This is a genomic window from Thalassoroseus sp., from assembly GCF_984380535.1.
On the sequence record NZ_CFHRBF010000003.1, the window covers coordinates 440,507 to 466,357 of the forward strand.

General features: G+C 53.9%; 12 protein-coding genes. All 12 read right to left on the reverse strand.

Annotated features, from left to right (window positions below):
• Positions 1 to 68: 68 nt before the first annotated feature.
• Positions 69 to 644: a HEAT repeat domain-containing protein gene (locus AC5DDB_RS06080; RefSeq protein ID WP_491738797.1), complete on the reverse strand. Its 576-nt coding sequence runs from the start codon at positions 642 to 644 to the stop codon at positions 69 to 71.
• Between the two features lie 24 nt (positions 645 to 668).
• Positions 669 to 3,563 (reverse strand): helicase-related protein, encoded by a 2,895-nt coding sequence (locus AC5DDB_RS06085; RefSeq protein ID WP_491738798.1) that lies wholly within the window; start codon positions 3,561 to 3,563, stop codon positions 669 to 671.
• Entirely contained in the window at positions 3,551 to 5,701 is a 2,151-nt protein-coding gene (locus tag AC5DDB_RS06090) for a phospholipase D-like domain-containing protein (protein WP_491738799.1), read from the reverse strand. The genes AC5DDB_RS06085 and AC5DDB_RS06090 overlap by 13 nt, the downstream gene beginning before the upstream one ends.
• Positions 5,701 to 6,990, reverse strand: a complete 1,290-nt coding sequence (locus AC5DDB_RS06095) for a hypothetical protein (protein ID WP_491738800.1) — start codon at positions 6,988 to 6,990, stop codon at positions 5,701 to 5,703. Before AC5DDB_RS06095 ends, AC5DDB_RS06090 begins: the two co-directional genes overlap by 1 nt.
• Before the next feature lie 37 nt (positions 6,991 to 7,027).
• A complete protein-coding gene (locus AC5DDB_RS06100) occupies positions 7,028 to 7,936 on the reverse strand; it encodes a GIY-YIG nuclease family protein (RefSeq protein ID WP_491738801.1) in 909 nt (302 codons plus the stop codon).
• A 399-nt stretch (positions 7,937 to 8,335) separates the two neighbouring features.
• The gene (drmC, locus tag AC5DDB_RS06105) at positions 8,336 to 9,121 is read right to left on the reverse strand and encodes a DISARM system phospholipase D-like protein DrmC (protein WP_491738802.1); all 786 of its coding nucleotides are present in this window, start codon (positions 9,119 to 9,121) and stop codon (positions 8,336 to 8,338) included.
• Complete coding sequence (gene drmB / locus AC5DDB_RS06110; RefSeq protein WP_491738803.1) at positions 9,118 to 10,947, reverse strand: DrmB family protein; 1,830 nt, start codon at positions 10,945 to 10,947, stop codon at positions 9,118 to 9,120. The genes drmC and drmB overlap by 4 nt, the downstream gene beginning before the upstream one ends.
• Positions 10,944 to 14,363, reverse strand: a complete 3,420-nt coding sequence (gene drmA / locus AC5DDB_RS06115) for a DISARM system helicase DrmA (RefSeq protein WP_491738804.1) — start codon at positions 14,361 to 14,363, stop codon at positions 10,944 to 10,946. The genes drmB and drmA overlap by 4 nt, the downstream gene beginning before the upstream one ends.
• Before the next feature lie 19 nt (positions 14,364 to 14,382).
• Positions 14,383 to 16,317, reverse strand: coding sequence for a hypothetical protein (locus AC5DDB_RS06120; RefSeq protein ID WP_491738805.1), 1,935 nt, complete (start codon positions 16,315 to 16,317; stop codon positions 14,383 to 14,385).
• Positions 16,289 to 20,791: an Eco57I restriction-modification methylase domain-containing protein gene (locus AC5DDB_RS06125; protein WP_491738806.1), complete on the reverse strand. Its 4,503-nt coding sequence runs from the start codon at positions 20,789 to 20,791 to the stop codon at positions 16,289 to 16,291. Before AC5DDB_RS06125 ends, AC5DDB_RS06120 begins: the two co-directional genes overlap by 29 nt.
• Positions 20,784 to 22,499, reverse strand: a complete 1,716-nt coding sequence (locus AC5DDB_RS06130; RefSeq protein ID WP_491738807.1) for a DUF4435 domain-containing protein — start codon at positions 22,497 to 22,499, stop codon at positions 20,784 to 20,786. Before AC5DDB_RS06130 ends, AC5DDB_RS06125 begins: the two co-directional genes overlap by 8 nt.
• Before the next feature lie 4 nt (positions 22,500 to 22,503).
• Positions 22,504 to 25,758 carry a DISARM system SNF2-like helicase DrmD gene (gene drmD, locus AC5DDB_RS06135; RefSeq protein WP_491738808.1) on the reverse strand — a complete coding sequence of 1,085 codons (3,255 nt, stop codon included), beginning with the start codon at positions 25,756 to 25,758 and terminating at the stop codon, positions 22,504 to 22,506.
• Between the last annotated feature and the right edge of the window lie 93 nt (positions 25,759 to 25,851).

Sequence of the window (25,851 nt, forward strand, 5' to 3'; positions counted from 1 at the left end):
GCATCAACGTCCGGCTCCAGCAATGACGGACTTCGCATTATAAAATGGACTTGAGAGACGGAAACGAGTCAATCAGTACGCCGACGACCAGCAGATTTTGCGTTTGCCATCTTCCGTTGAATGCCCTGCCTGAGATGCTGACGAATCTGCTGCGCCACCAGAATCAGTGGGTCTTTTGAGCTTTCAGCGATGTCTTTCACGAATCGATGGGATTTCTCTTCATCTAAATGACCACACATTTTCAGCGCTGCCATACGGACTTCTACGTCCTCGGACTCCACCATTTCATGAAGTTGTTTGAGTGCATTCGCATCCCCCAATCCGGCAAGGGCATCGATGACGAAAGCCTGATTTCTCTTTTCTAGACTGTGAAGCGTTATCCGAAGATCGGCCTCCAACCACGATAGTTTCAACTCAGCGATCAAGCCGCACACGAGTTCCATCTCGTCTGATAATCCTCGTCGCTTCCGGTCGGGCAAGTCAGCCTTGCCCCAAGACTGAATGATTGTCGCCAGATTTTCTTGGGCGGTTTCATCGCCCTCTTTCGTTAACCCAGCTTGAGCAAGCAGGCGAATTCCATTGGATTCATCTTTTCGCAGGGCCGATAGCATTTCGCTTAGGTCATTCGGATCGTGGTCAATCACATAGCCCACTGTCCATGAAAGTCCTCAGTCCAAACCTAGGTTGAAACTCAATCCATCCGCGAACGATGAAGGGAGGTTTGGGCGCTCCTCATCAGTTTCGCCGGGAATCAGTTTCGCGACCTCGTCTTGCCCCATCACAATGCGAAACCATTGTTCTCGATCACTCATCACACGATATTGCCTTTCATCCGAGGCTCCGGCCAGGTACGGCAGATAAATGTGAATCGGATGTTCGTCTTCGGCTTTGCATCCGAGGCGATCGATGCGTCCCGTGCGTTGTTCAATCTGGCTGGGATTCCAGGCCAAATCGTGATGGATTACATACCTGCAATAACGTTGTAGGTCGACGCCTTCCCCCATGACCTCGCTGCAGACGAAGATGTCTGGAAAAAACGGCGTGTTGAACGCCCGCATGAGCCGCGAGCGTTGTTCCCGATTGGTTTCGCCGGTGGCCTCTTGCACATTGGCCAAAGCCATCTTGGCATCCGCATCGCCGGGAGGATTGTTGTCCTCAGATTCGTCTCCGTGTTCGCCCATGGTCACGCGGATCGCGCCGGTTTGTGTTCGCCTTGCGGCATCGAGATACGCTTCCCGCTCAGCGTCCGAACAACGGTCGATCAAGAAGTCGATGAACCTCTCGAACTTGGCTCGCCAGGACATTCTCGATCCATCTTCCTTGTCCAACATGCTGCGAATAGCCAAATGCGGTTCCAACGTGTCGTGTTCGTGGATTGGAAAGCAGCGCACGAGCGTTGTGGTCACACGCAAAAATCGCCGCATAATGCTCACAAGCTGATCGCACTGTTCCGGAGACACCGTTGCATGGGCAAAGGCTTCGCTACGACGGTTCACAATGGCGGACAAGGCCCGGTCCAAGCTATGACGTGCTGGGGATTTGACATCATCCATATATCGCCGTTGAATGCTTTCCAAAACCGAGAGGATTTCAGCGTCCGACCGCGAGTGTCCAGCACCGGCAAACCGACGTCGAGCGAGCGTCATCATCCGCCGTTCGATCTCGTCGCTGATATGGATTCGTAGTGCTCGGCAAGTGCGTCGATAAAATGCAAAAACGAGAACCTTTTCGCCATTCTCCCAAAGTTCAACGACCTTCTGGACCGTCGCAGCGATTTTGGGATGAATCCGACCGCTGCATTTTTCCAACGCGGTGTCGAACTCCGCGAGATACCAAGCCGAATGCGTGAGATCGACAGAAGTATCACCATGTTCGGTTTCATCACATTCCACTCTGCGGTGAAGACGTGTTTGGCGAAAGGCTTCATATGACGAGCAAAGCGCTTCTCCTAGCAAGTCTTTGCCCGGACAAACCGCACTTCGAGCTGCCAGAAAGAACGGCAGCAACTGAGCAGGGGGCACTTCCAATCCGGAACCATTGCCAGGGTGTCCGAGCATCGTCGCTCCATCCAAACGGGATCGTCTGGTGATTGAGGTCCCGGCCCAGTACTCACCTTTATTGTGGCGGATGATCCAAGGTTTGAGTTGGCTCTCCGCCTGAGCCCGATATTGCTGTGCTTGATCATAAGCATTCAGCAGAGCCCGCTGGCGCGGCGCGAGTTGATCTACAGGACGATTCCGTAGCGACTCCCACCAATCATCGATGTTCTCATCGCTGGGCAAATCCTCGGATTGCAGTCGGGTCCAGCATCGCTGAAGTTGGATCGCGGTTCGCTGGCTCTCGGTGAGTTTCTGATCCAGCGTTTGGAGTTCTGCCCGAAATGCGTCCAACTCCAAAGGCATGGTTTTGTCCCATCGCACATCGCCAAACCGGTCGAGAACCTTGATCAACTCTTGATGTCCCAGTTGAAACGGTGTCGCCGTGAGGAAAAGCATTCGGTCAAATGCCTTGGCCATTGCCCCATCACCGGTTTTTAGATCGTTTTCAGTGTCTGGCGATTGAAGCTGGCGGGCCAAACTGGTTGCTGGATTTTTTAAGTGGTGGGCTTCATCCATGACCAAGAGTGGCGATCGCCAGCGAGTTCCGGCCAGCAGGTCTTTCCAGGCTTCCTCTTCGACAAGTTTCAGTGCGTCCCGGGTACGGGCGATTCGCCGTCGATCCGACTCTGGGCCCATCGACTTGAGAGGCATGGCTTCTAGAGCAATCGCTAGCGGTTTGAGGTCGATCTGCTTTTTGTCGAGTGCCTTCACTACGGCTTTGGGAACCGGATCATCATTGAGTTGCCGGCTTTCTCGAACGGAAGCGTTGTAGATTTCTTTCCACTGCATCGGATCAGATTCCAGCAGATCACACCAAATCTCCTCGCCCCAGTCGCTCGCGGATTGCTCACCGATCGCATGAAGCAGTTCGGCCAAGAACCGATGAATCACTTTCTTGACTTTGATCAGGCGGGTGGCTCTCCCTCGTCCGTGTTGTCGCAGTGTCTCACGAATCAACGCCAAGCGAATCCATTTGTCGGATTGGCGGCGAGCCATCGCTCCTTGTCCCAGGAAAATGACATGACAGCGGATGCTGGGGCGATCATCGAGTAGCTTCAGCAGTTCGACGCTATGTCGTGCCTTCCCGTAGCGAAATGCATGTTTGGATCGCAGTTCCGTGGGCGTTGCTTCGTCGCGATCAATAGGCTGGGCACCATTCAAATACAGCTCGCAGAATGTCTTGAGGTCTTGGACCCACTTGTCGATCAAGTTCGGTGGGACCATGACGATTGCCGGTCCACGCCGACGTTGACGCGTAAGACAATACACGACCGCCAAGGCCACGAACGTTTTCCCCATGCCTACTTCGTCAGCCAGCACTACACCGGGCTGATCACGCAGACGATCGAGGATGCGTTCGACCTCACGCCGTTGGCGATCTTGATCGCTTTGCGGAACGCGGTTGTTGTACCGACTCCCCAGCACTAACTCGGCTGCCGGGTTATAGAGGTCTAGTTGTGGCATCGTTCGACCACTCGATCCCAAAAATCCAAGATATCCCGACCGACACGTTGCCGATGGCCATGCACATCAGCATTCAAGTCTTTCACGAGTTTCTTCAGAAATGGCTGATAGACCTTGGCAAAATCTTCTTCCGACAGCGAGCCCTCGTCGGGTTGATAGGTCACCTCGCTGAGCAAAATCACAAAGTCAGCCAACGTGAGCAAATCTTCATCGGCTGAATCGTGGTTTCTGAGCACACCTGCCAACATCCGCTCGGCGATAGGACGAATGCCCAGAAAGCCTTCCAGGAGCCATTGCAAGGATTGCACCGTCCGAAAGGGACTTTCCAGTTTGAACCGGAGTTGAGCGAGGATGCGGGTTCGAGTACGCACTCGACGTAAGAAGGTTGCCTTGAGTTCATAGCGACGAAGTGGATCGAGATCGGACGCAGTGGCTGAGTCCAGGTCTTCGTCGAAAATTTCTTCCTGTTGTCGCTTCCGGGTCCAGGCACGAATCGCAGCACTGGGGTCTGATGCTGCTAGAATCCGCAGCATTTCATCGGCAGACATCTCCCGGAGTTCGTTTGGCGGCGGCAGCATGTTCGCATCCGCCACATTCAACGGCAAAAACGCATCCTGAGACGTTGATTTATTTCCGACCCACTGGACCAAGATTTTGTCTGGAGGCAGCACGGCATCCCAGATCACAGCAATCGTTTCCGGAGAACCCCGGTCTCGCCATGTATCGGCATTCAAAATCTCGGTTGGCTTGTTGCCCACCGTCGAGATCGACCAATCGTTCGGCAGCTTCTCGACATCCAGACGCAGGACCAACTCCGGCCGATCACCAGTTTGGTAAGTCACGGACAAAAATCCCGCGGGGACGGCAATGCATTGCGCTCGTTGTTCCTCGACGAGTTCGGGCGTGGCCCCCGGCCACTCCACTTTGTCGAGATTTTGCACCCGCTCCATATGAGGCCAAATGGATTCCATCAGGCGTGCCAACCGGGCTTTTGGCGGAATATCAACGATTGTCAGCAGATTGGCCTCGGCATTGCGGAACTTTCCGATTCCCATTCCCGCACGTGTGAAGTTGGACGAGCCGATCATTAACGCGGCAAAGCCTTTGGCACCTTCTCGAAACAGCCCAAGCATCTTTGCATGCCATGGCCTGGCGTTCTTGTCTTCGTCGATTTCCGGCAGAGGTTCAAAGATTGTCGTTTCTGTATATCGCAACGCTGTCTTGTAGAGGCTTGAGGGAGCTGCGAGTCGAACCGGCGTTTGATCCACCGTGCCAACGGCGGGCACGCAAAAACAAACGGTCTTGTTGGAAACACGGGACATCGCCTGACAGAGCGATTCCGTCGTGACGTCGATTTCGTTGTCGATATCGAAGAACGGCGAAGCGATCCAAGCCTCGTCTGGTGCACCATGTCGGTGTTTGCTGTGGGCTAGGGCACCGGTCAGACTGCTTTGGGCAGCAATACCCGACCCACCGGTCGCGGCGTTCTGTTCTCGCGCGGGTAGGGAAAATACCAGATGCTGACGCTGTCCCTTGATACGTTTGGCCGGGCTCCATGAGGACGAGTGATCTCGAACGAGATCGAGGAAGTCAATTGCCCGCCGCACTTCCGGTGCGTCTGGCTGAGCACCCGGAACAAACGCTAACAGATTACGCAGGAAATCACAGGCTTCACCGAGCTGATCCAGGTCTGCGGTCTCCGGCGTGTGATCGAGAGCGACACAGACTTCTCGGTTATACCGATAGCCTTGTTCGGTCAGATTGGCCGACGCCACTAAGATGCGAATATGATTTTGCCAGGCCAAGAGGCTGAGCTTGGCGTGTTGCTTGGCTCTCGGGATGCGGATTGGCAAGACATCCCAACGCAACGAATGCTCCACACCGGCCTGCGTGTGGTCCACCATGACTCCTGCATAGACCGCTCCCAAGCGTGTCTCACGTTCAAGCAAGAACGCCAAATCCTCACGGTTCGGTTCCGACTCGATCTCCAGAAATCGGGCCAAGCACTGTTCGTCAAACAGGCCCGGTTGAAACGTGAACGTCGTCGCGAGACACCCGAGTGGATCGCCGGCCTCACGAGGTGGTCGCCAGAGTTCAAGCATCGTGCCGGCTGCTTGCTGCCGATTTCGTTTGGCCATCAGTGATTGAGATCGAGATAAAAGTTACGAAGCGGTTTCCCACGGTAGTCATGCACATAGCGAGACGGCTGGATTTCCCGGTCGGACAAGCGATAACGATGTCGCATGTAGATTCGAGCGGGATCAAGTCGATCAAACCACGGCCGCTTACCTTCCGCACTTTTGGCTTTCTGGATATTTTCGTGATGCTCGCAGATGGCCCGAGCCGACTCGGCAGCGTTCATGGGTTCCGCGAACCGAGCAAAACGTTCATCGAAGAAACTCGCCAACTGTGAATCGACATCATGGAGCCGAGATCGAGCCTCTTCGTAGCGAGCGTCCAAGTGCTTGAGTGAGTCAACGAAGTCGCTTTCCTTGCCGATGCTGGCAACTTCAAAGCCCCGGGAATCTTGCCCACTGGCGGAAAAGCGGATCAGATCGAAGCCGTCAAATAAGCCGCGGCAGAAATCCTCATAGGCCACGATTGCATCGAGCAACGTCCGCACCGAAGGCAAGGTTTCCTTCAATCGAGTATGTAGCGATTCTTCAGTGTAACCATCTGCCATGAACTCCGTTTGGAGACGCCAGATCGCCGGCAGCGCCCCCAAAGCTCGTTCATCCTCGGAATGAAGCAACTGCTGCAAGACTTTCCTCTCATGTTTTCCGGCCTGGTCTGGGTGCATAGCAGTCGCCAACTGCCCCCAAACACCCAGGTTCCATCCCGGGCGAGTCCGACACGGTTGCTGAGCTAATCCCCGGCGAACCGCACGCTTCCATTCTTCCAAGCGTTGCTTTGCTCCACGATATCCCTGGAAGCCTTGGTCCTTCGCCCAAGCATCCGCTAGTTCTTCGCACAATGAGCCCGCGCCAAGATGTACATCGACCAGGCCCAAATGGACTGCCAGTCTTTTGTAGACTCCATGAAAACCAATGATCCGCGGTGTCTTGAGATAACTGCGAGAGTCGAGATAGTTGTGATTTGCCAAAGCCCGCCGAGTCACGAGGGTTCCGGGTACTCCCCGCAATAAGGCCTCATCGTCTGAACTACGAATAAGAGACTCGACGACCAGCCATTCCCAGACCAAAAAGGGCGGACATTCCGGCTGCTCGGGATCAGCCTCCAATCCTTCGGTTACGAGCGCGCCGACCGACATCGCTGTCAAGAAACGAATCCGCTGCATCCGCTCCCGCACAGCGGGAACCAGTCTTGTCGCCAGTTGATCAGCGATCTGGTATAGGCCGAGCGGATCAATCGTACCTTCGCTGCTGGTCGGCGGATCGTAGAGGGAAAGGTTCGGTAAGGCTAACATCACTTATAACAGCCCGCTTTCAACTTTCACGTTGCAATCAATCATCGCTTGCTTCCATTCCCGCAGCGACTAGCTTTTGGTCATGCCAATCCTGATACGTCTGCCCCGTATCCTCGACCTTCCAGGCGATCCGCCCGTTGGTATTCCCAGCGCAGACGACCGAGCCAGCAGCACTGGGACTACTGAAGCCGACGTCCTCAGAGAACGCAAAATAGGCTGAATCAAGACTGTCAACAAGTTTGCTGTCAGCCACTAGCTGATCTCGTTGTGATTTATAGGATGTCCACGATTTGCGGTCTTCTTTGCATGCTTGAGAGCCCTTGAGAACTACAAACTCGCCGCCGATTTCACGAGCCCTCGCAGTAGCCCCTTTCACGTTCAAGACGAACAGCGGCGACTCGAAATCAAGCTGGTCCCTCTTGCCTACCGTTGAAGGTTTGGGCTGAAGGAAGCCAAAACTCAAGACAGGAAACATCATCTGTACTTGTTCCAAAAAATACTCCATGTCGGCGACATCGGGTTCCGGCAAGGGCGGCAGCGGTGGAGCGGTGCCATTCATCACTGTCGCTCGGCCAGCATGGTGGGCCATCTGAATGACTCGGCTCTCTAAATATCGCCCGTGTGACTTCGTCAAGTTTTGATCTTTACTGGTGACGAAGACCACGCGATTCCAGAAATCTTTGCTTTCATCTTTATCGTGGTTTAGAAGACGGGACCAAACATTGTCTCCCTCACCGATGTAGATCGACTCTTTGTTTGGGACATTAGGATCGGGACCGACGAGACAGTAAACCCCCGTTCGCTTCACTTCGTCACGTTTGGCAAGGGCAGAAAGCTGCGATCGTGGAGCGACAACCACCTTTCCAGTCCAGTTGATAATCTCCGCCGTCAACACGCCTGCGGGAACACCGTCGACGAGATAAATGCGAATCGTGCGGCCTATCATTTCTCAAGAGACTCACTGAAAACTAGGTTTTGATCGCTTAGGTTGCAGGTTAGATGTCTTAATGCGAAATGCGATAGCAGCACCGATGCTGGTCACTGCACAATGCCATATTCGCGAAATCGAAGATTTCGAAATTCTCTTCGATTTTTGGAGACAAAATCGGGATCGCTTTCGGATTCATCAAACCACAACTCATGATAGCTTGAGCACAGTAGTCCGTCTTGCTTGTTACGCTGTAATATTTCCTGGGCTAACTCCTTACGAACTTTCAGCTTCATTGCACGAGCTTTGGAATAGAGACGTTTACACATGCTTCTATTTTCCTGCCGCTATCTGGACCTTTTGCTTCGGCAGACGGATTCAATCGGTTAAAAGTCAAGTTCCCAGTGTAAAGCAGTGTTAGACTGCACGTATCACTAAACCATGTTCGTGTAGAAGTTGAAAGTGCCTGTTTAGTCGTTCCGCCAATCGGATTGAGTCAATTTTTAGTCCGACCTCGATATTCCGTTCCTGTGCAGCCTTTGTGAAATTTGCTGACGATATAAAGACCTGCACTGAATCTACAATCACGCATTTTGCGTGAAGTGACGACCGCTTATTCTCGGCGACTGATCTTGGATCGTAGTAGACTTGAGGCATACGGCATCCTTTCGGCCATTGATGTTCTCTGAATCGATGAACGAAGCGAGAAATGAGGATTTCCGACGCAGTCATGTCATTGTCAGGACGAGCAATGTTCAGGAACAATTTGACGTCGATCTCCAACAGCTCTTCCATGCGGTTGGCCAACGCCTCGAAGACACTATCTCCTTGATAGACCGCATAACCCACTACCAAAACAGATTTCTTGGCATGAGCGAAAAGTTCGCGAACAACGACAGCAGTGTCACGATTGGCAATACCGGGAGCTTCTGGGCCGGAGGTGACAAGATCGATTGGGGGCTCTGATTTTCTGCCATCCGTACGATCGGTGAGGATCATTTCGAGCGTCACGGCGATTTGCTGTTCCCCAAAACCCAGCTCGACCATTTGATTCAGTGAAGTTGTGACTTCTTCCGCAAGCCGGTGAGAAAGAACCCGTTTGACTTGCAGCGCGGAGAATGGAGCGGATACTCTCCGCGACCTTAGGGCGGAGGTCAATTCGCGGAGGTCGGCATTGCTGAGCTTTGAGAATATTGCCGTCATAATTCGCCAGCCCGAAAGAATTCGACTCCCAGGTTGTCCACGGTTGGAACAACCAATGCCCGGTCCAGGAACTCGTTGTGCTGCTCGCAAGATGTTTCAGAAATCAATAGGCATCCGTGACAGGCGGCTCCATGCAGAAATCGTCGCTCATGCGGATTGCTGGGTTCGTGCTGAGCACAGACGGGATCGTTCGAGCAAAGTCCGCCAAGTTCTAAAGCATTTCGAAGGTGCACATGGATCGAACGGCCAACCTGAACCAAACCGCCCAACGTGCCTTCTGCATCTGAGGTGGCAGTGAACAATAGGATTCCGTATCCAACATCGGGGATAGCGTAGATGCGTTCGCGAATGGAACTGGCTGGATAACCGCATTCGAGCGAAACTTCGGTCAACAGCAAGTGAGAAAGCGAGTGCATCAGAATGTAAGGCAGTCCGGGGAATTTCCGTTTCGACTGCTTGTGCTCCTCAGCCCAAATCCGATGTCCGCGCTCAAGCACGTCTCCGCGTCTCTTAACATCGTCTCGCGCCAACCACTTTTGAACCCTTTCATTTTTGAATTGAATAAAGACTCCTTCACCACGGTTTTCGACGGCAGGCAACCACTGCGGATCATCTCGGGTGAGCGAAGCCCGGCGTACGCCCATTTCTAGCTCGCCATCAATATCAGGTGAAATCGCCTCAAATCGCGTAAAGCCGACTTGAGCGGTGACTTCTCGAAGCCGGTGAACCAACACCACTCGCTCAATGTTTTCCATCCAGGGGGCATGCCAGATTTCGCGGGGAAGTGTTCGTGCAAAAAAATTGCCGTCGGGACGGTCGTCACCAAGTTCCCCTTTGGCTGAACTCAGGGTTTCAATTTCAGCTTGCTTGATCGTCTTGGCCTGTTGAAGCGATTGTCCGCGTCGAACTTTGATTTCCTCAAAGACCTCGTCGTCCGAGAAACCTTCCAGGGCAGCGTGTACTTTTGCCTTTTTTCGTTCGTATTTAAGTTCACCTGTGTCTTCCACCTCGCTAATAAAATCCCAAACTGCCTCGACGGCCTCGCGGATGTTCTCGTCGCGGTCGGGTAGTGAAATGACACTCATCAGCTGCGAGAAATACGCATTGCTCGCCGTGCGAATCAAAAGGCGATTTGGTTCTCCGCACTTTTCTTTCGAGTACGGTCCGAGCCACGGACGGTTTCCGTCACAATTGCCCAGAGCTCGAATGCGTTGTTCCGAAGCCTGGAGCATATTTCGCTCCCCTTTACCGCAGTCGCAACGCACCCAAACTTCGGAGAGATCGCCAGTGGTGCCGCGCTCTTCAATCCAAAGCTGACGACGGCAGTCGGTTTCCCCGTTGTGGACAAAGTGGTACCAGTCTATGTCACCGATGTGTCCACCGCGACAAGCGCGTACGAAACGCACTGGCACGACGGCCCGTTTCTTTTTCGTGTCGTCAATGAACTTGCCTTTAATGAGTCTGCGACGATGCACCAGCATCCGTGCTCGAGTCGTTCCACGGCTCGCTTCAAGATCGACATCCTGTGTGATGAACCACTCCGGAAACTGCCAAGCGGTGATCCCGGTCTTCGGCACCGCTGGATCATCCAAATCAGGCGGTGGCGAATAGAGTTTCAACATTGTCAGCGGTGGATCAAACAGCTCCTTGAGTTTGTCCACCAACCTGGGTTCGATGATCTCGTCGCCACCCGTGGACCATGTATCGAGCCCACCGACCAGCACAGAGTGATTCGGCAGGTCCAGCATTGAGCCAGGCCCAAAGGATGTTAATAACTGACTCTGGCGAATCTGGCCAGGAGGACGGCTTCCCGGTCGTCTACTCATAGTCCGTCCTCCTCAGTCTCGAGTTCCACGCCGTCAATTGTTTTGAGCCACAGGTTGACACTTGGCTCCACATCCCGCATTGACCGATTGGCCCGAAATTTTCGATGTTTGGGCGGCAGCGTCTTGAGGTCTGGATTGAGAAACTCGTAAAGAAGCCGTTGAGCGCTGCCTTGCTCCGTTTGATATTGCAGGGCACCACCCGAATCATGAAGGTCTTTGGCAATCCGGCTCCATTCGTCGAGGAGGTCCTTACATCGCTCCAGCACGGTAAGACGAAGCTGCTCGGCTTCCTCCGATGAACTATTCTGATGCGTCTCGACAGCTCTTTCAGATAACCGTTTGAGAGCGAAGTCGAGGCGAGGCAACTGGCTGAGAATCTCCGTGGCGCCACGTGGCGGAGTCATGGGCAGATGCCCCTGTCGAACCAGGGAGATGAGCGTGCCCGCCAAACCACGGTCCAACGCCCGGGGAGAGAACGGTGTCACGCTGGTCGCCTCCACACTTCGATAGAAAGACTCATGAAATGCCGAGAATCGCTCGTAATGCGAACGGTCCCGGGGTCGATGGACGTTCAAGATTGTCACGACCAAGCCCGGCTTTTCGTGGTCACGACCGACACGACTAGTTGCCTGAATGTACTCCGAACTCGTTTTCGGTTGTCCGAAGACGACCATCAAACCGAGCCGCGTAATGTCCAAACCGACCGAAATCATGTTCGTCGCGATGGCGACATCGACGTGATCCTTTTCACGGAACGGTTGCTCCAGCCTCCGTTTCGCTTCGGAAACTTTGTCGGTACTGACCCGGCTGGTCAGTTCGACCACTTCATAGGCAATGGTGCGGTCGCGAAAAAGCCCTTCCGATTCGCCGAACCGCTTGCGAAGTCCCCGGGCGGTCAATTGGGTGCGGACCTCGTCTTCAATCAATCGTCTTGCACCGCCCAATTCCCGGAGACTGTTGAAGTACCCCAGCAGAGTCATATATGGATCGGCAGGGTTATCATCGATCTTCTTTCCACCGGCCTCGTGGTAGGCTTTCTGGACGGCTGAAAGCAGCGTCAAATACACCCGCAACATGATGACTTTCGGACTGCGCCCCTGGGCCGCGATACCCAGGTACTGCCGAGCGTTGCTTTCATCAGTCGAATGCGTTCGCGCGAAGAAAGAGTTTCGCACGTCCGGTCCTGGGGGCGGAAACACGTCCACGTTTCGGCGATTGAACAGCGCTCGAATCTGACTTTCGGCACGGCGTACAGTGGCTGTCGAGGCGATGATCTTCGGACGAATCCGTTTTCCGTTCTTCTCGATTGTTGACAACTCATCCAATGCTGTCTCGTAAAGGCCGACCATCGTGCCTAATGGGCCGGAGATGAGGTGCAATTCGTCTTGAATGACAAGATCGGGAGGCAAGAGACGCTCAACAGGCAGCGGGCGACCAGACGTGGCATGGCAGGGACCGTAGAATCCCTCAGAATCGCCACGGCTGACTCGACCGAAAAATCCGCCGACTTCGCCCGTCCAGGGCATGGCGGCGAATTTGTCGACGGTCGCGATCATGAAACAGGGCAGCCGCCGATAGATCGGTTCATCCACGGCCAGAATCGGCAAATCGAGTCTCTGTTTAGCGAAGTCGCATTGAATGTCTTTTTTGTTGTGCCGATCCTGGTTCAAGCATCGGACTTGAAGATTAGTCGGATTTTCTGGGTTTGGCACCAGTTGGAACGAATCCTTGGTAAACTTCTCTCCGCACCAAGGGCATTCTTCCAAGGGGATTGGGGACGGGTTGCGATCATCGTTCTTGTAGGTAATGGTTTTCGCCCGGGCGGATTCGCGGGACTTATCGTTTACGGCCCCCATTCGGTTAGGAGTCGCCGCCATCCCGACCCACAATCCAATCTCGAACGGCCATGCCCCGAGTTTGGTCACGTCCTGCTGACGTTCGAGTTCCAACGCACAAATCAGAGCTGCCGCACGACCGAGTTGGTCGAGCGTTAACAACCGCAGTGTGTATCTCATCAGCACGCTGAGCCCCGCGGAAGTGATTCCCGGGTTTCGCAAGCGTCGGAGGACGAGCGTGAAGGCCGCTAAACCTAAATACGCTTCAGTTTTACCACCACCAGTGGGAAAGAACAGCAAGTCGACGATTTCTCGGTCTGCCTCTTCGGGTGTGGCAATTCCCTTCAGGTTCATCAGCAAGAACGCTAGCTGAAAGGGGCGCCAGGCTGGGGTAATCTCGTCGGGCTTTTTGCCGAGCAACATGGCGAGCCGTCTGCGACCTTGAGCCGCCATTGCCTTATTGGCGATTCGGAACGCTTCCAAGCAATCGTCTTCGCTGAGTAATGCGATTCCCGCTTCAATGCGGTCGGCGGCGAACCCGGCACGCTTCAGGAGTTCTTCGGACGTTTCTTTCCGGCGCGGTGGGGAACTCGGTGCGATTGCGGCTTGTTGTTTGATCCACTCCCGGTATTGGGTGACGAAGTTCCCGAGCTTTTCTTTCGCGTCGTCGCCATCCTTGAGTTGGGCCAGTTCCTCCATTTTGAGTTCCACGCCGTCAATCTTTGCCGGGGCAACCCGCTCCACTTCGGCATCGGGAATCCAGCGGGTTTGCACTTTGTGGCATTCGCACTCGTCATCGACGAAGGCAGCCGTGGAAACGCTGTGGCCGACCGAGAATTCACAAATATCGCGGTACTGAAGATCGGCAACCCGCTCGTCCCAATCGTCGCTTTCCAGACTTCTCAGATTTGGACGCGCGATGAAGGATTGTTCGCAGGTCAGTTCTAACTCGACTTGAAAGATGAATGCTTCATCGCTGACTTCATCCGGCGAGGGAACCCGTTTGTTGACGACGAACACAGAGACACTTCGCGTTCCGTCCGGCAACCCTCCAATCACTCCAGAATCAGGAATCCCCCGAACTGACCAGACGATCTCGACACCACGACTATTCGGTACGTCTTTCTTGCCCGAATCAGGGACCTTGTCGCCAAAATTTAGCGTCATCGGTTCTTCGCGGGGAATCCGTCGCCACTGATGGGGGCCGTCTTCGCCTTCTTCCTGCTCAACCCGGATGTAGTCTCCATAGCGGACGGTGGCCGTCAGGCTTTCCACGCCTTTCGGGATCAGAATGCTCAGCCCCATGCTGCTGGGCAGATATGAACGCCGAGCGGCGGCAGGTTCGGGCGTTTTGTCATCATCGATACCTGCTGGCTCGGCAGCCTGATCGAGTTCATCGTCACTGGTTGGATCGACCCGTTGGGATTCATCCGCCTCCGTCGGCACCAAAAACCCGGTCAGATACCAACGCGAAGGCGCCTGCGGCAGCGTTTCGGTTGGCGTGCCCGACGAACCCATCGGGCCAACCAAATCCAGCCGCAGGGCATCGATCAGATTTGAGCGAACGTCGGTTGGTTTCATAATCGATAGCCTTCTCGTCCTAAAACTTTGTTTTCAGCAACAGGCCATCGTCGCTGAGTGCATCCAGCGTTTCACGAACGTAGGGAAAGTCTTCCCCGCCAATCTCACGTGGGAGTTCCGATGCGGTCGTGATAATGTACTGGAAAGACGCATACTCTGGCGGCTCGAATTGCTCTTCCAACTCAATAACGATTTCAAACAAGCGTCTAAAAAGCGGTGGCTGCATCTCACCTTCGCGGGGGCTGTCGTGCATCAAAAACCTGGGGTGCTGACCGACCCCATAAGCACTTGCCGCCACACAAGCAATGTCAAACGCCAACACGGTCGTCAGAACCGACATTGCGGCACCTGCTGGACCCAACTTTTTGTCGGGAGCCGGTTGAAGCCCATTCCCATCAACTTGAATCTGCCCGACTGCGTCGCCACCAAAGATTCGTTGCAAGGTCTGCTGGTAGACTTCGGTCAACAGCTCGATCTTGTCGCCGTGTTTGCCGCGAACGTCTTTCTGGACTTCATTGGACGAATCGACCTCGCGATTTGATCGCTTTAACGACCTACTGGCTTCAGATAACGATACGACTACTTTCTGATAGGCTTTCGCGTCGCCTTCATATCCCCGCCATTTGCCGATGCTCTCGTCGATGCCCGACAGTTCTTCGGCAACTCGCGCTCCTTCGGCTTGTATTCGGCTGTTTGCTTGCTTGAGATCACCCTCAAAAGACGCCTTTCGAGACTCACTTGCCGACAGCTTTTGGCTTTCTGCTTGCTGAAGGCTCTTCAGGTCATCCAGATGGTGGTCCTTTGCGGGATCGTCTGTTTCTCTGGCTTTCGCCCTCATCCAGCACGTTGGTTCGGCTCGGCACTTTTCGTAGGCTTTCAGTGGATCACACTCGTATTGTTCAATTTGCTTGGCATAGAACGTGAGCATGTTCTTGTGGGATCGAATCGCTGCTTCGGCGTCGATAAGTTTTTCCTGAATAGCGTCTCGTTTGCCTTCAAGTTCAGCGATCCGGGACTGGGTCTGTCGTTCAGCTTTCAGTTTTTGAAGAGAAGAAACCTGGTCTTCCACAACTTTGACAGGATTCACAGAATCAAACGTCTTCTGACCGTCGGTGATTTCGGTCTCTTGATCCAACTCTAGCTTTTCCCACACGGCAGGTCGCAGGCTATCCAGTTTATTCTGCTGCCGGTCTTCTTCTCGCTTGTGTTTCGCCTGTTGATCAAGCAGCCCCCGGTGCTTCAGCTTTAGTTTGATCTCATCCTCGCTCATGAAACCAAGCAACCATTGCATAATCAAGCTGTTTTCTTCTCGATCAAGACTCGGACCGGAGTTGGCATCGACATGTCGCCATTCGTTGGCTCGTCGGAATCCGCATTGGTAGTCGCGTGACAGCCATGCCAGAACATCCAGCCATTTCGCATCCCGACCGCGCGGAAGCGTAAGGATTGGCAAGCCGTCGAAAACCGCTTCGCGGACGGCGTTCCTGAATTCTTTGTGAGGCATCCCCCCGGGATACTCTTCAATAACCTGACGCCAGTCGTCACTTCGTACAGCGATGGAATCCGTTGATGCAGTCTGGTTGAGTGGCCGAACAACAATCCAATCCACACCTGCGATTCGCCAACGGGCAACGACAAACCCTGTCTTTAACGCCGCAGCGACGTTCGCTTCCGTTTCATCGACACCAAAGTGTGGCTCACCAAGCGTATAGCGGATCAAACGCATCAAGAGGGTCTTGCCGACACTGTGACCGGCCACGGGACCGCCCTGCAGTTCCATTTGCCGCGTCTGAATGATGTTGAGACCTCTGCGGAATTCGATGTCGCGAATGATGGATGCTGAATCCAAACCGGATAGAATCACCAACCGCCTGAGCCATAGCACCGGCTCCTGACGTTCAGGTGAAGGTTTCAGCGGTTCCCGATCAAGCGGAAACAAAGTCGATTTCGGCATCGACAAATTCCTCGCTTTCGGTCACGTTTCCGGCTTCCGCCTCACGACGGAAATACTCTTTGACTTCGTTGATGCGGTTTTGATCTTCGGTGGGAGCATTGGCGGTTGAAGGAGCTGCGGGGCCGACACGCAAAATTTGTTGAGGGCCGGTGTTGTCGATCTCGACATAGTCATCTGCCGACATCCCAGTCAGAATTTCATCGAGGCTAGCATCACTAGCTTGTTTGCGGGGTGCGGTTGTCTTGTTATCCAGCAATGCCGTTCGCAGTCTGTCGTCCAACATCAAAATCATTGCGGCGTTCCATGCCCGGCGTGTCAGGGGTTTGCCGTCCCAGGCTCGAAGAGCGAGGAGAGCATAGCGATCGTTGCGATCCAATTTCTGGGAGAACAGATTGCCTGGGGTGGGTTTCGGTTTGGTTGTTTTCCGTTGTCCCGACTTGGCCGCGGTTTTTCCGGCGAGTTTTTCTTCGAGGGCTCGTTGTTCGTTGAGTTCGAGGAGGCGGGCGAGGACTTCGTCGCGGAACTCGTCGGGCCAACGGTATCGCCACGGCTTTTTCTTCTTGGACTTCTTCGCCGTGGGATCGTCGTCCTCTTCTTCCTCGTAGTCGAGCAAGAACTCGCACGTTGCTTGCTCCGCGAGATCGTCCCACCCGTACGCTCTCAACACGGTTCGATCCATTTCGCCGTGAAGATTGCGGAGTTTCTTAACTTCGGATGAATCTTCGTCGGGATTGTGGAAGCGATTGTAAGTCTCAGTAAGCCCCACACATTTCGTTGCCATGTATTGGGCACGATTTTCGAAGTAGCCTGAATTCTCTGGAAACGCATTCGGCATGGGAAAGGGATCGAAACAACTGGTCGGCGTATACCTTAAATCATCTTTCATTGAAGAAGCAAAGAACCTAACCCATACTTCGTGAATTCGTGACTGGAGCACATCGAAGAGGCCAATGGAATCAGACGCAATAACAGTTAGAGTATGAGCGTAAATCACATTAGTTGGCAGGAACGTGAACGCCATGTGCGGACAGGCACCGCAGTTGATAACAATAGTGCGTTGTTTCCCATCTAAAGCCGCGTAAAGTTCAGGGCGAGTACGCCAATACTGCCAGAATGGCCAACGTGCAACCTCCTTCGATTGCGAAGCCCGTTCGGAAGGTATTCGCTTTGCGACAATCTCAAATAATTGAGGCCACGACTTCGCCTGCTTAGAATCCATCTGGTCGAAGGAAATCGCAAAACGATGATGTGATGAAGTCGGACTATTATTAACTTCCTCGCCACCGATGTATGGCTTGATTCGTTCTTGATTGCGGATGTCATCCGAAAGTAAGAGCTCCATTTGCTCGATGGAAGATGCTGAGTCATCCGTGTCGTCAAAGAGGAACCCGTGCCCTTTAAGATCGCAACCAATGTGTGACAGCTGCGAATTTGCCTTCAAGGCTACTGGATCATCATTCCCTCCGCGGTAAAAAAGAAACGCCGTAATCAAACAAACCGGCTTTCCGTCAAGAAGTCTTGTTGTGTTCGCTGGGCCTTTCCTAATTGCTACTAGACTGACAACAACTGCAGCAACGCCTGGCCATCGCATCCGTTTTGTAGCAAAGATAATGTTACCACCGTTGCAAACAATCCAATAAAGTCCCGCTCGGCGAGTATCGCCTTGGGCAATTGTATTAGTGGCTATGAGGCATTGCACCCCGTTCTCTCGCAAGTAGTCAAACGCGCGACGATAAAAGTGCGCAACTAGATCAGCATTGCCATTTGTCCCTTCGCTTTGCGAACAAATCCACTGCGAATACGATTTCCCATACGTACTAGAGATTCGCTTTCCACCCAAGAATGGAGGATTGCCGACGAACGCCTCAAAGCCGCCATTCTCCCAAGCGAAGACTTCTGGAAATTCAATCTCCCAATGGAACGGAGGGACAGGATGCTCGCCAGTTCGCAGGCTCTTAACGGCATCGGCAACCGGCTGTCGATTCACCAAGTCCTGAGTTTCCAAATAGTCCGCAACCATTGAGAACAACTCGTCCCGCCGTTCCTCACGGGCTTTCTTTTTGTCTGCAGAGAAAAATGCCGAGACACAAGCATCACCGATTAGTCGCGGAAGTGACAACGCTTCATCGGCCAACGCCATGCGATCTTCTTGGTCGCGGTAGGGAGCATCTTCCCGGGCATCAAGAATCTTCTTGCGGTATTCGGTCGCCTGTTCCAATCGCGACTGAATGTTCGATCGGAAGGTAATGCCTTCGCCCCGTTTTTTCTTGCTGGGTTTTGAATCCCAGGTGAAGTCCGCAATCTGTTCGGCGGTCAGACCCACCAGGGAATCGCCGTGACGCAGTGAATGATCGAGAAAGGTGAAGGGGTGATCCTTGGCTAGCGTCGCCAACCAGAGCGACAGCTTGGAGAGGTCGACCGCCATCGGGTTTTTGTCGACGCCGTACAAACAGCGTTGGGCCACCAAGCGGCGGGCATAGAGGATTTCATCTTCGTCGGGCGGAATGTCCGTCGTCGGCACGCATTCATGAGCATGCCACGCCGCCACCAATTCATCCCCCAACTGCCGACAGGCTTCCACCAAAAACGCCCCCGATCCCATCGCCGGATCGCAAATCTTGAGATTCAAAATCTGCCGGGGGTGGGGATGGCCTTTTTCCTGAGCCAGCCGGGCCGCTTCTTCATCCCGCTCCGACTTGAGAGCCTGCACCTTGGTCTTACGACCCTTTCCACCAAGCAGCGTTTTCTGCGTTTCCGGTTCCTCCCGGGGCGGTTCGACGAGTTGCTTGAGAATCGGTTCGAGCGTTGTTTCCACAATCGGCTTAGTCAACGAACGCGGCGTGTAGTGGGAACCGCTGCGGCGACGTTCATCACTCGGCTGAAGCACAATCGACCCGGCCAGCACAACCCGCGGCGTGACCTTCTTGGCAATCTTCTTATCGAGAGCCGTGAGCAGGTCATCAATCGAATCGGCGGCTTTCAGGTCTTTGAGGGCTTGGCCGGTGATTTTCTGATCGGTTTGCTCCTTGATCCACTTGGCCCGGTCCTTGCTCTTCGTTTCCAGCAGTTCGTCCAGATTGATAGTCGCCGGGGCACCGTGGGACTTGGTCGGCTTGATGGCGATGGACTGCCCCCAGGCCACTTCCAAGTTGAAGCCCATCATCGTTTCGTAGACGCTACCGATTTGCTCGACATCGAGCGTCCGGTAGCTGAGCCGTTCGCCTTCCAAAATGAGCAGATTCCGCAGCACGCGAAAGACGATACCATCAGAAATCCGCGGGATGGAATCGGGCTGGTCGGTCGAGCCGTTCGGCGTGCGACCTTCCAGAAACGGATAACGGTCTGGATCGAACAGATACCCTTTGCGGGCAGGCAGTTTGAATGAGCCGTGCTGACCACCTTCGAACACCAAGCGAAACAGCGTCAACAGTTGCGACCAGGCCCCGAAGCGGCTGTCCATTGTGTCGGGGAAACGGCCACTGTCTTCCCGCAACCGCTCGAACAGCCCGGTGATCGAATAATTGTTGGAATACACCGGATCGCTGGACATCAAATCGCGGTCTTCGGCGTACAACACGAACACCAACCGCATCAACACTTGCAGTAAACCGGCATAAACCTGGTTGGGATCACGGGCGAGCACGTCCTTGAGCAGTTCGCCCTTGTGAACATCGTTGGCCGATTGAAAGCCCCGCATCAATTCATACAGAGCCGCCAAAACCTGCTCGGCCAGTTTGGTCGAAACGGTGTTCTGGTACTTGCGGCTGCTGACGAGGATCGCGGGAAGTCGCTGCTTTTCGTCGAGCGTAAACATGCGGTCGGCGGACAACAGCATGTGGAGGGCCGCGAACATCGGTCGCCCGGCGACTTGCATCATTTCATCGACATTGAACGTGGCATGGCCACTGCTCTCGCCACGTGGAGCATAGACCAAACGCAGCTGACGACGATTGGAGAGCAAGCCGATCGGCACCTGGCTCTCTCGCAGCAACCGCTCGAATTTCAATTGCGGAGCCGCGTTCCAATGGTGGCCACTGTCGGACTCGCTGGCGTCGTCGAAATTCGTACCGAGTGACAACTGCTGAATGAGCATTTGCCAGGGCGGTTCGCCTTCTTTCGGATCGAAAACTGGAACCGCATGTGTGGGTCGCAGAGTTTCGTGGTATTGCGGCAGAATGACTTCCAGGGAGCCGACCTCGTCCGAGAGTGAAACCCGTTGCGGGATTTCCGTGATGTCCTCCGGTTCCCAGTCCAAGCATTTGTGAGCGAAAACGGGGAAGTCGGGGATTTCCGGGATGATCTCGTCGTTTTTGTCACGCGGCAGGCAATCCAAGAAGCGTGCGTGTTCGCCGCCAATGTTCTTGTTGACGTAACATTGAGCTTCCAGCATCGCCGGAACAGACACCACAAGACCGATCGGCTGGACATAGCCCAGCCATTCGAGATGGGCATATTCTTCAGGTGATTTAGGCATCCCCAACCTGCTCTCGGCTTGAGACTAAAGTACTCGGCTGTCTTGCTGACACCTCAGTCGGTGTTGGGATCACTGGGAATATTTGTTGCAGACCCGCCAAAATTTCGCTCCCGATTTCAGAGGGGCTTTCCGATGTCAAAGAGTCGTCGATCTCGGCGATCACCCATTCCCGAAAAGTTTTCCCATCGCTGAAGCCTATTGCTTTCGCCACCTTGTCTTCCAGCCCCTTATTATTGAACAGCCGAAGTAGCCCGAGATAGTCCTTATCGTTCCTAACCGTCTGAAACTTTTGCTTTGCGTCGTCGTAGAATGTTCCTGCGTCGACTTTTTCTTTGAACTCAACGACAGCCTGCTCAAAGTCTTCCCTGTTGCTAATTCCCTTCGAGGAAAATTGACTCAGCGCATGACGAATTTCTTGGCTTGCCCGCTGCTTAATCTGATGATCGAGTTGATGATCCAGAAACTCGAATGCAGCCGATGTCGCCTTGTCTAGTATGTCCGCTTCGTCACGCTTAAAGTGCTTGGCTGCTGCTCGAACTATACACGGTAAGCAGATTGCATTTTCAGCTTCGGCGACAGGAGTCGTGAAAACACCGTCTTTCTCTAATCCTTCCAGCACTTCGTCTGCCCGGAAGTCGCGGTCAATTACGCCCGTCGCATTGGTTGAGTGAAATCCTCCAGCCTGCCGCAATGCCACTGTCGATTCAATAACCTTGGCGCAACCCTCGCGGGCAATTACATGGAAGTCGGAGTAGATTCGACGGTACAGAAGCGTGTCAATGCTGTCTCGCGTACCCTCGACGAAAAGCACGGGCTTGCGGCTCCCGAGTATCTCCAGGGTTAGATCAGTCGGAAAACCCTCAACGTCGCCTACTAGCTGCCATGTCCAGTTCTTTCCATCGAACTCTTGGACCCAAATAGTGTCCGTCCCTGAACGTGAAGCGGCGAATTCAAGGTCATGGGTGATGTAGAGAAAGGTGCAATCAGAACGCTCTGCCTCAATTGCATCCCACAGGGTTGCTTCAATCGCTTTGTGCAGATGGACCTCAGGTTCATCTACTATGATTAGAGATTGTGCAGGAGCGCACATAGCCTGTGCAGTAAGATAGAATGCAACACGTTCGCCGTCACTCATTGATAAGCCGGAGTAGTTTTCATCAGAGTCTATCCTGCGCGCAGTAAGCCTATTATCGGATAGTTCCAACTTTCGGTGAGGCATTACCTTATGCCAAACCGCTAGCGTTTGGTCAAGTGCCGATTTCGGAACGTCTTCACCTGACGAAATCTTGTTCGCCTTGTAGTCTTCAGTGAACTGTTCGTTCCTCCGTTGATATAACGCGACGAGAAGAGACAGCACATGATCGAAGTCATTAAGGAGATGAGATTCGGGTCGCCTACCCCAACGGCTATTGAGCTTTTGCTCACGTGCCCGTTCGATGACAAATTCTTCATCCAGGTCTGGCCGCTCGTTGTAAGAGCCATACAGCAAAAAAGTCTTTGCCACCTTAGTCGAACGAGGTGTAATTTGTTCGGTGAAGACGAGCGACCGTTGTGCTCCTATCCGATGGGCATGCGGATGTTCGTTTTCAATCCATATTCCAAGACGTGTCTTGCCTGATCCATTGGCACCTACAAGCACCATTGACTGGCATTCGTGTTCGATTTTTTCATCGGCGTTGCCGGATTGTGGAAGTATAATCGTCGCCATTGTCTCACCCTGTCACCGGCCAGAGATAAACCAGACCCACCGGCTCCACGCGCCGAGCCATTACGGAGTACACGTCCTGAATCCGGCTGGGTTCGGTCTTGAGTTCCTCCCGAATTTGTTCGAGCCGTTTTGACCAGTATTTTTTGTTGGCATCCAATTGGAGCAATTCATCCTCTTCATCGCCGAAGTCCAGGCGGAGCTGTTGCGGGTTCATTTTTGCCAAGCGTTTGACGGTTTCCGAAATATGTTTTTGCTGGGTTTCCAGGATTTCCCGCATCGCCTTGGCTTCGGCTTCGCCGCGAGCTGCGAGTTTCTTCTCAGCGTCTTCGGCGTATTCTTGACCGCGCGTTTTCAAGTGTTCGAGCAGTTCAGCGATATCTTGCGGAGCCGACTGTTGAAGCTGATCCATGACCGTTTCGGTGAGCTTCGCACCTTTGGCTTTCAAGAGTGACTCATCGAGGAGAGCCATCGTTTTCGATTCCGCATCCTTGGCATACGGCTTGAGCGGTTCCTTACGGATTTCTGGATCAGTCCAACGAGCGGTGACGGGAATCAACTCTTCGTGCAGCCGAGCCGCTCCGTTGCCATAAAGGCACAGTCGGCCCAGCAGAACCACCCGGGGGATCGAATCTGTGGCTTGAGCCAAGCAGGCCCGGGACAGATCGTGATGGACAAACCCCTGAGCGGAGAACCGACCGAGTAGCCGTTGGACCACCCGCTGTTCCAGGTGCATGTGGACCACGTCGTCGTCCAGTGTGCCGGGGTCTTCGAAGACAATCGGACGAATCGGCGACTCTCGTCGCCAGTCCCACATCTTCTGGTCCCGTTTTCGGGGGACGCGGAGCGTATCCATCGTGTCGGCCCAATCGGCGCCGAGTTGCCCATCGAGTGGTGGGAACTCGAACCGTTCGACTGGCTCTTCCGTGGACGCGGATTTCAATCGTTCCGCTCCCATCATCTCCAGAGAGCAGGAAATCGCGGAACGGAAATGCGTTTCATTGAGGCCGATGGATTTTCGCGAGCTTTCCAATTGGGTCCGCAATCGTTCAATTTGTTCCTTGAGAGCGTGTTGCCGTTCCCGAGAAGCTTCAAGTTCTTGGGCGATGGTCGATTTCTGGTGGGTATCCAGATCGGCGGATTCGATCTCGCTTTCCATCGAATCGACCAATCGATGCCGAATCCCTTGGCTCAGCGTCTTGGCTAATTTCGAATCGATGACTTGGGAGAGACTTCCCAATTCCTGTTTGATCGTCTCGGTCTTTCGCACCAAGACTTGCAGGATGCGGTCTTCGGGTCGCTGCTTGTACACAAAATAGTGGCAAAAGACTTCCGACTGTGGCTGAAGCTTGCGATCGATCCGCCCGTTGCGTTGTTCCATTCGGCTTGGATTCCAAGGGACATCGAAGTGGAATAGATTTGAGCAGTGAGCCTGTAGGTTTAGCCCTTCACGGGCGGCATCAGTGGCGACCAGAATCCGTACCGGATGTCTGGCCGGGTCCATGTTGAACGCACGTTTGATCTCATCCCGTTTCTGTGGAGGCGTGGGGCCGTGGAAGATTTCAATCCGTCGATCCGCGTCGTCACTGCCTGCGAGAGCCGCTTGCAATTGCTGAACAAGATAACGTTTGGTGTCGTCATATTCGGTGAAGATCAAAACGCGGGTGGTGTTCCACTTGGCTCCCGTCTGACCGAGTTCGGAGCACATGCTTTCCCGAATCCAAGTGACGAGTTTTCTGACGCGGGCGTCTGGCTTGCCACGGGCATCTTCCGCGACATCGGTCATTTCCTGAAGAATCTGCTGCTCCCGGGCAAACAGTTGCTGCGCGGACATGTCTTCGATCGGTCCCATTGTCGCCGCCGAAGCCGCCTCGAATTGAGCGTCCTCTTCCGCCTGCAACTCGTCTTCGTTGAGCGTTGCCCGCTCGTCGTCGTTGCCCACGGAACCGGACAGCAGATCAAACATACCGGACGATGATTCGTCCATCTGTTCCTGTTTGGACTTCTCCCATTGACGCTGGACCGTCTTCCGATGAACTTTCAAAGTGCGAGCAAAGGCTTCGATCGACGAGAGGAGCCGTTGTTGTAGGCCGACGATAAGCAACCCCGCCGCGGCCTGTTTCCGTTTGGATTCATTTTTCAAGCGTTCCTCGCGAAGTTCGCGATACTGATCCAGCAGGCTAGCGAGCTTCAACTCGGGGGCATCGGATGGCAGTCCATCGATCGTGACCTGCACGACATTCCGCTGCGGGAAGCCGCCTTGGATTTCCCGGATGTCTTCCTTGAGTCGCCGGACAATCACTTCATCGCGGTGTTTAGCTGTGACCGGTACCCCACGACAGAATCGTTGGGGGTCAAGAATTTCCAAGAGTGCCGAAAAGCTGTTGGAATGACCGTTGTGCGGCGTAGCGGAGAGAAACAGCCGATGTTCAAATCGGGGAGCTAAGTCCCGAACTGCCCGCGTGATTTGTGAATCGATCGCATATTTCTGACCGCTGGAGGGAGCGGCGTGGTGGGCTTCATCCAAGATGAATAGGGAACCCGAGCGGAACGTCCCCAGTAGGTCGCGGAGTGGACCGGCGTAATTCTCGTCGATCAACAACCGATTCGAAACCAGAAATCGCGTGTGGGTGCTCCACGGATTCACGCTGAACCCCCTTTCTCGGCGGACCTTCTTCATGTAGTCCTTATCGAGAATCTCAAACGTCAGCCCAAACCGTGATGACAACTCCTCCTGCCACTGCAACAACATTGAAGGCGGGCAAGAGACGAAGATTTCCCGGACCTTTTTGCGAAGCAAGAGCTCACGGGCTATCAGTCCGGCTTCAATCGTCTTCCCCAAACCAACGTCGTCGGCAATAAACAGATTGACCCGGGGCATCCGCAACGCTTTACGAAGCGGCTCGAGCTGATAGGCATCAAGTCGAATACCGGCACGGAACGGGGACTGAAATAGCCTTGGGTCGGTGGATGTAACGCAATTCCATTTCAGTGTATTCAGATAGGCGGCGAACAATCGTGAATCATCGAAGCCTTGCTCCGCGATCTTTTCCCATGCCTCGCTACTCAGGACGGTCGGATCGAGTTCCTTTTCCCAAAGCACCTCCAACGGCTGGCCTTGGTTGTCGTCATCGACGCACGAGAGGCGAACCAAAGTGCTGTCAGCGACTCGTTTCGGCTTAACAACTTGTTCAACAAGATATGTCCGCTGCCGAATCCTAGCAATCTGGCCGATGACAGGTAGTGAGTCTCCTCGTTCCATAGGGGATAGTCCGCTATATGTCGGTAGTTACACCACCGATGATCTTGGTCTTTTTTAAAGTTGGAATGCAGCCAACGTACCCGTCCTCCAGCG

Coding starts and splice junctions, on each gene's coding strand:
- drmB (WP_491738803.1), bottom strand. CDS start 10,947: ATGAGTAGACGACCGGGAAGCCGTCCTCCTGGCCAGATTCGCCAGAGT.
- AC5DDB_RS06120 (WP_491738805.1), bottom strand. CDS start 16,317: ATGCCGAAATCGACTTTGTTTCCGCTTGATCGGGAACCGCTGAAACCT.
- AC5DDB_RS06095 (WP_491738800.1), bottom strand. CDS start 6,990: ATGTTAGCCTTACCGAACCTTTCCCTCTACGATCCGCCGACCAGCAGC.
- drmC (WP_491738802.1), bottom strand. CDS start 9,121: ATGACGGCAATATTCTCAAAGCTCAGCAATGCCGACCTCCGCGAATTG.
- AC5DDB_RS06125 (WP_491738806.1), bottom strand. CDS start 20,791: ATGCCTAAATCACCTGAAGAATATGCCCATCTCGAATGGCTGGGCTAT.
- AC5DDB_RS06130 (WP_491738807.1), bottom strand. CDS start 22,499: ATGGCGACGATTATACTTCCACAATCCGGCAACGCCGATGAAAAAATC.
- AC5DDB_RS06090 (WP_491738799.1), bottom strand. CDS start 5,701: ATGGCCAAACGAAATCGGCAGCAAGCAGCCGGCACGATGCTTGAACTC.
- drmA (WP_491738804.1), bottom strand. CDS start 14,363: ATGAAACCAACCGACGTTCGCTCAAATCTGATCGATGCCCTGCGGCTG.
- AC5DDB_RS06100 (WP_491738801.1), bottom strand. CDS start 7,936: ATGATAGGCCGCACGATTCGCATTTATCTCGTCGACGGTGTTCCCGCA.
- drmD (WP_491738808.1), bottom strand. CDS start 25,758: ATGGAACGAGGAGACTCACTACCTGTCATCGGCCAGATTGCTAGGATT.
- AC5DDB_RS06085 (WP_491738798.1), bottom strand. CDS start 3,563: ATGCCACAACTAGACCTCTATAACCCGGCAGCCGAGTTAGTGCTGGGG.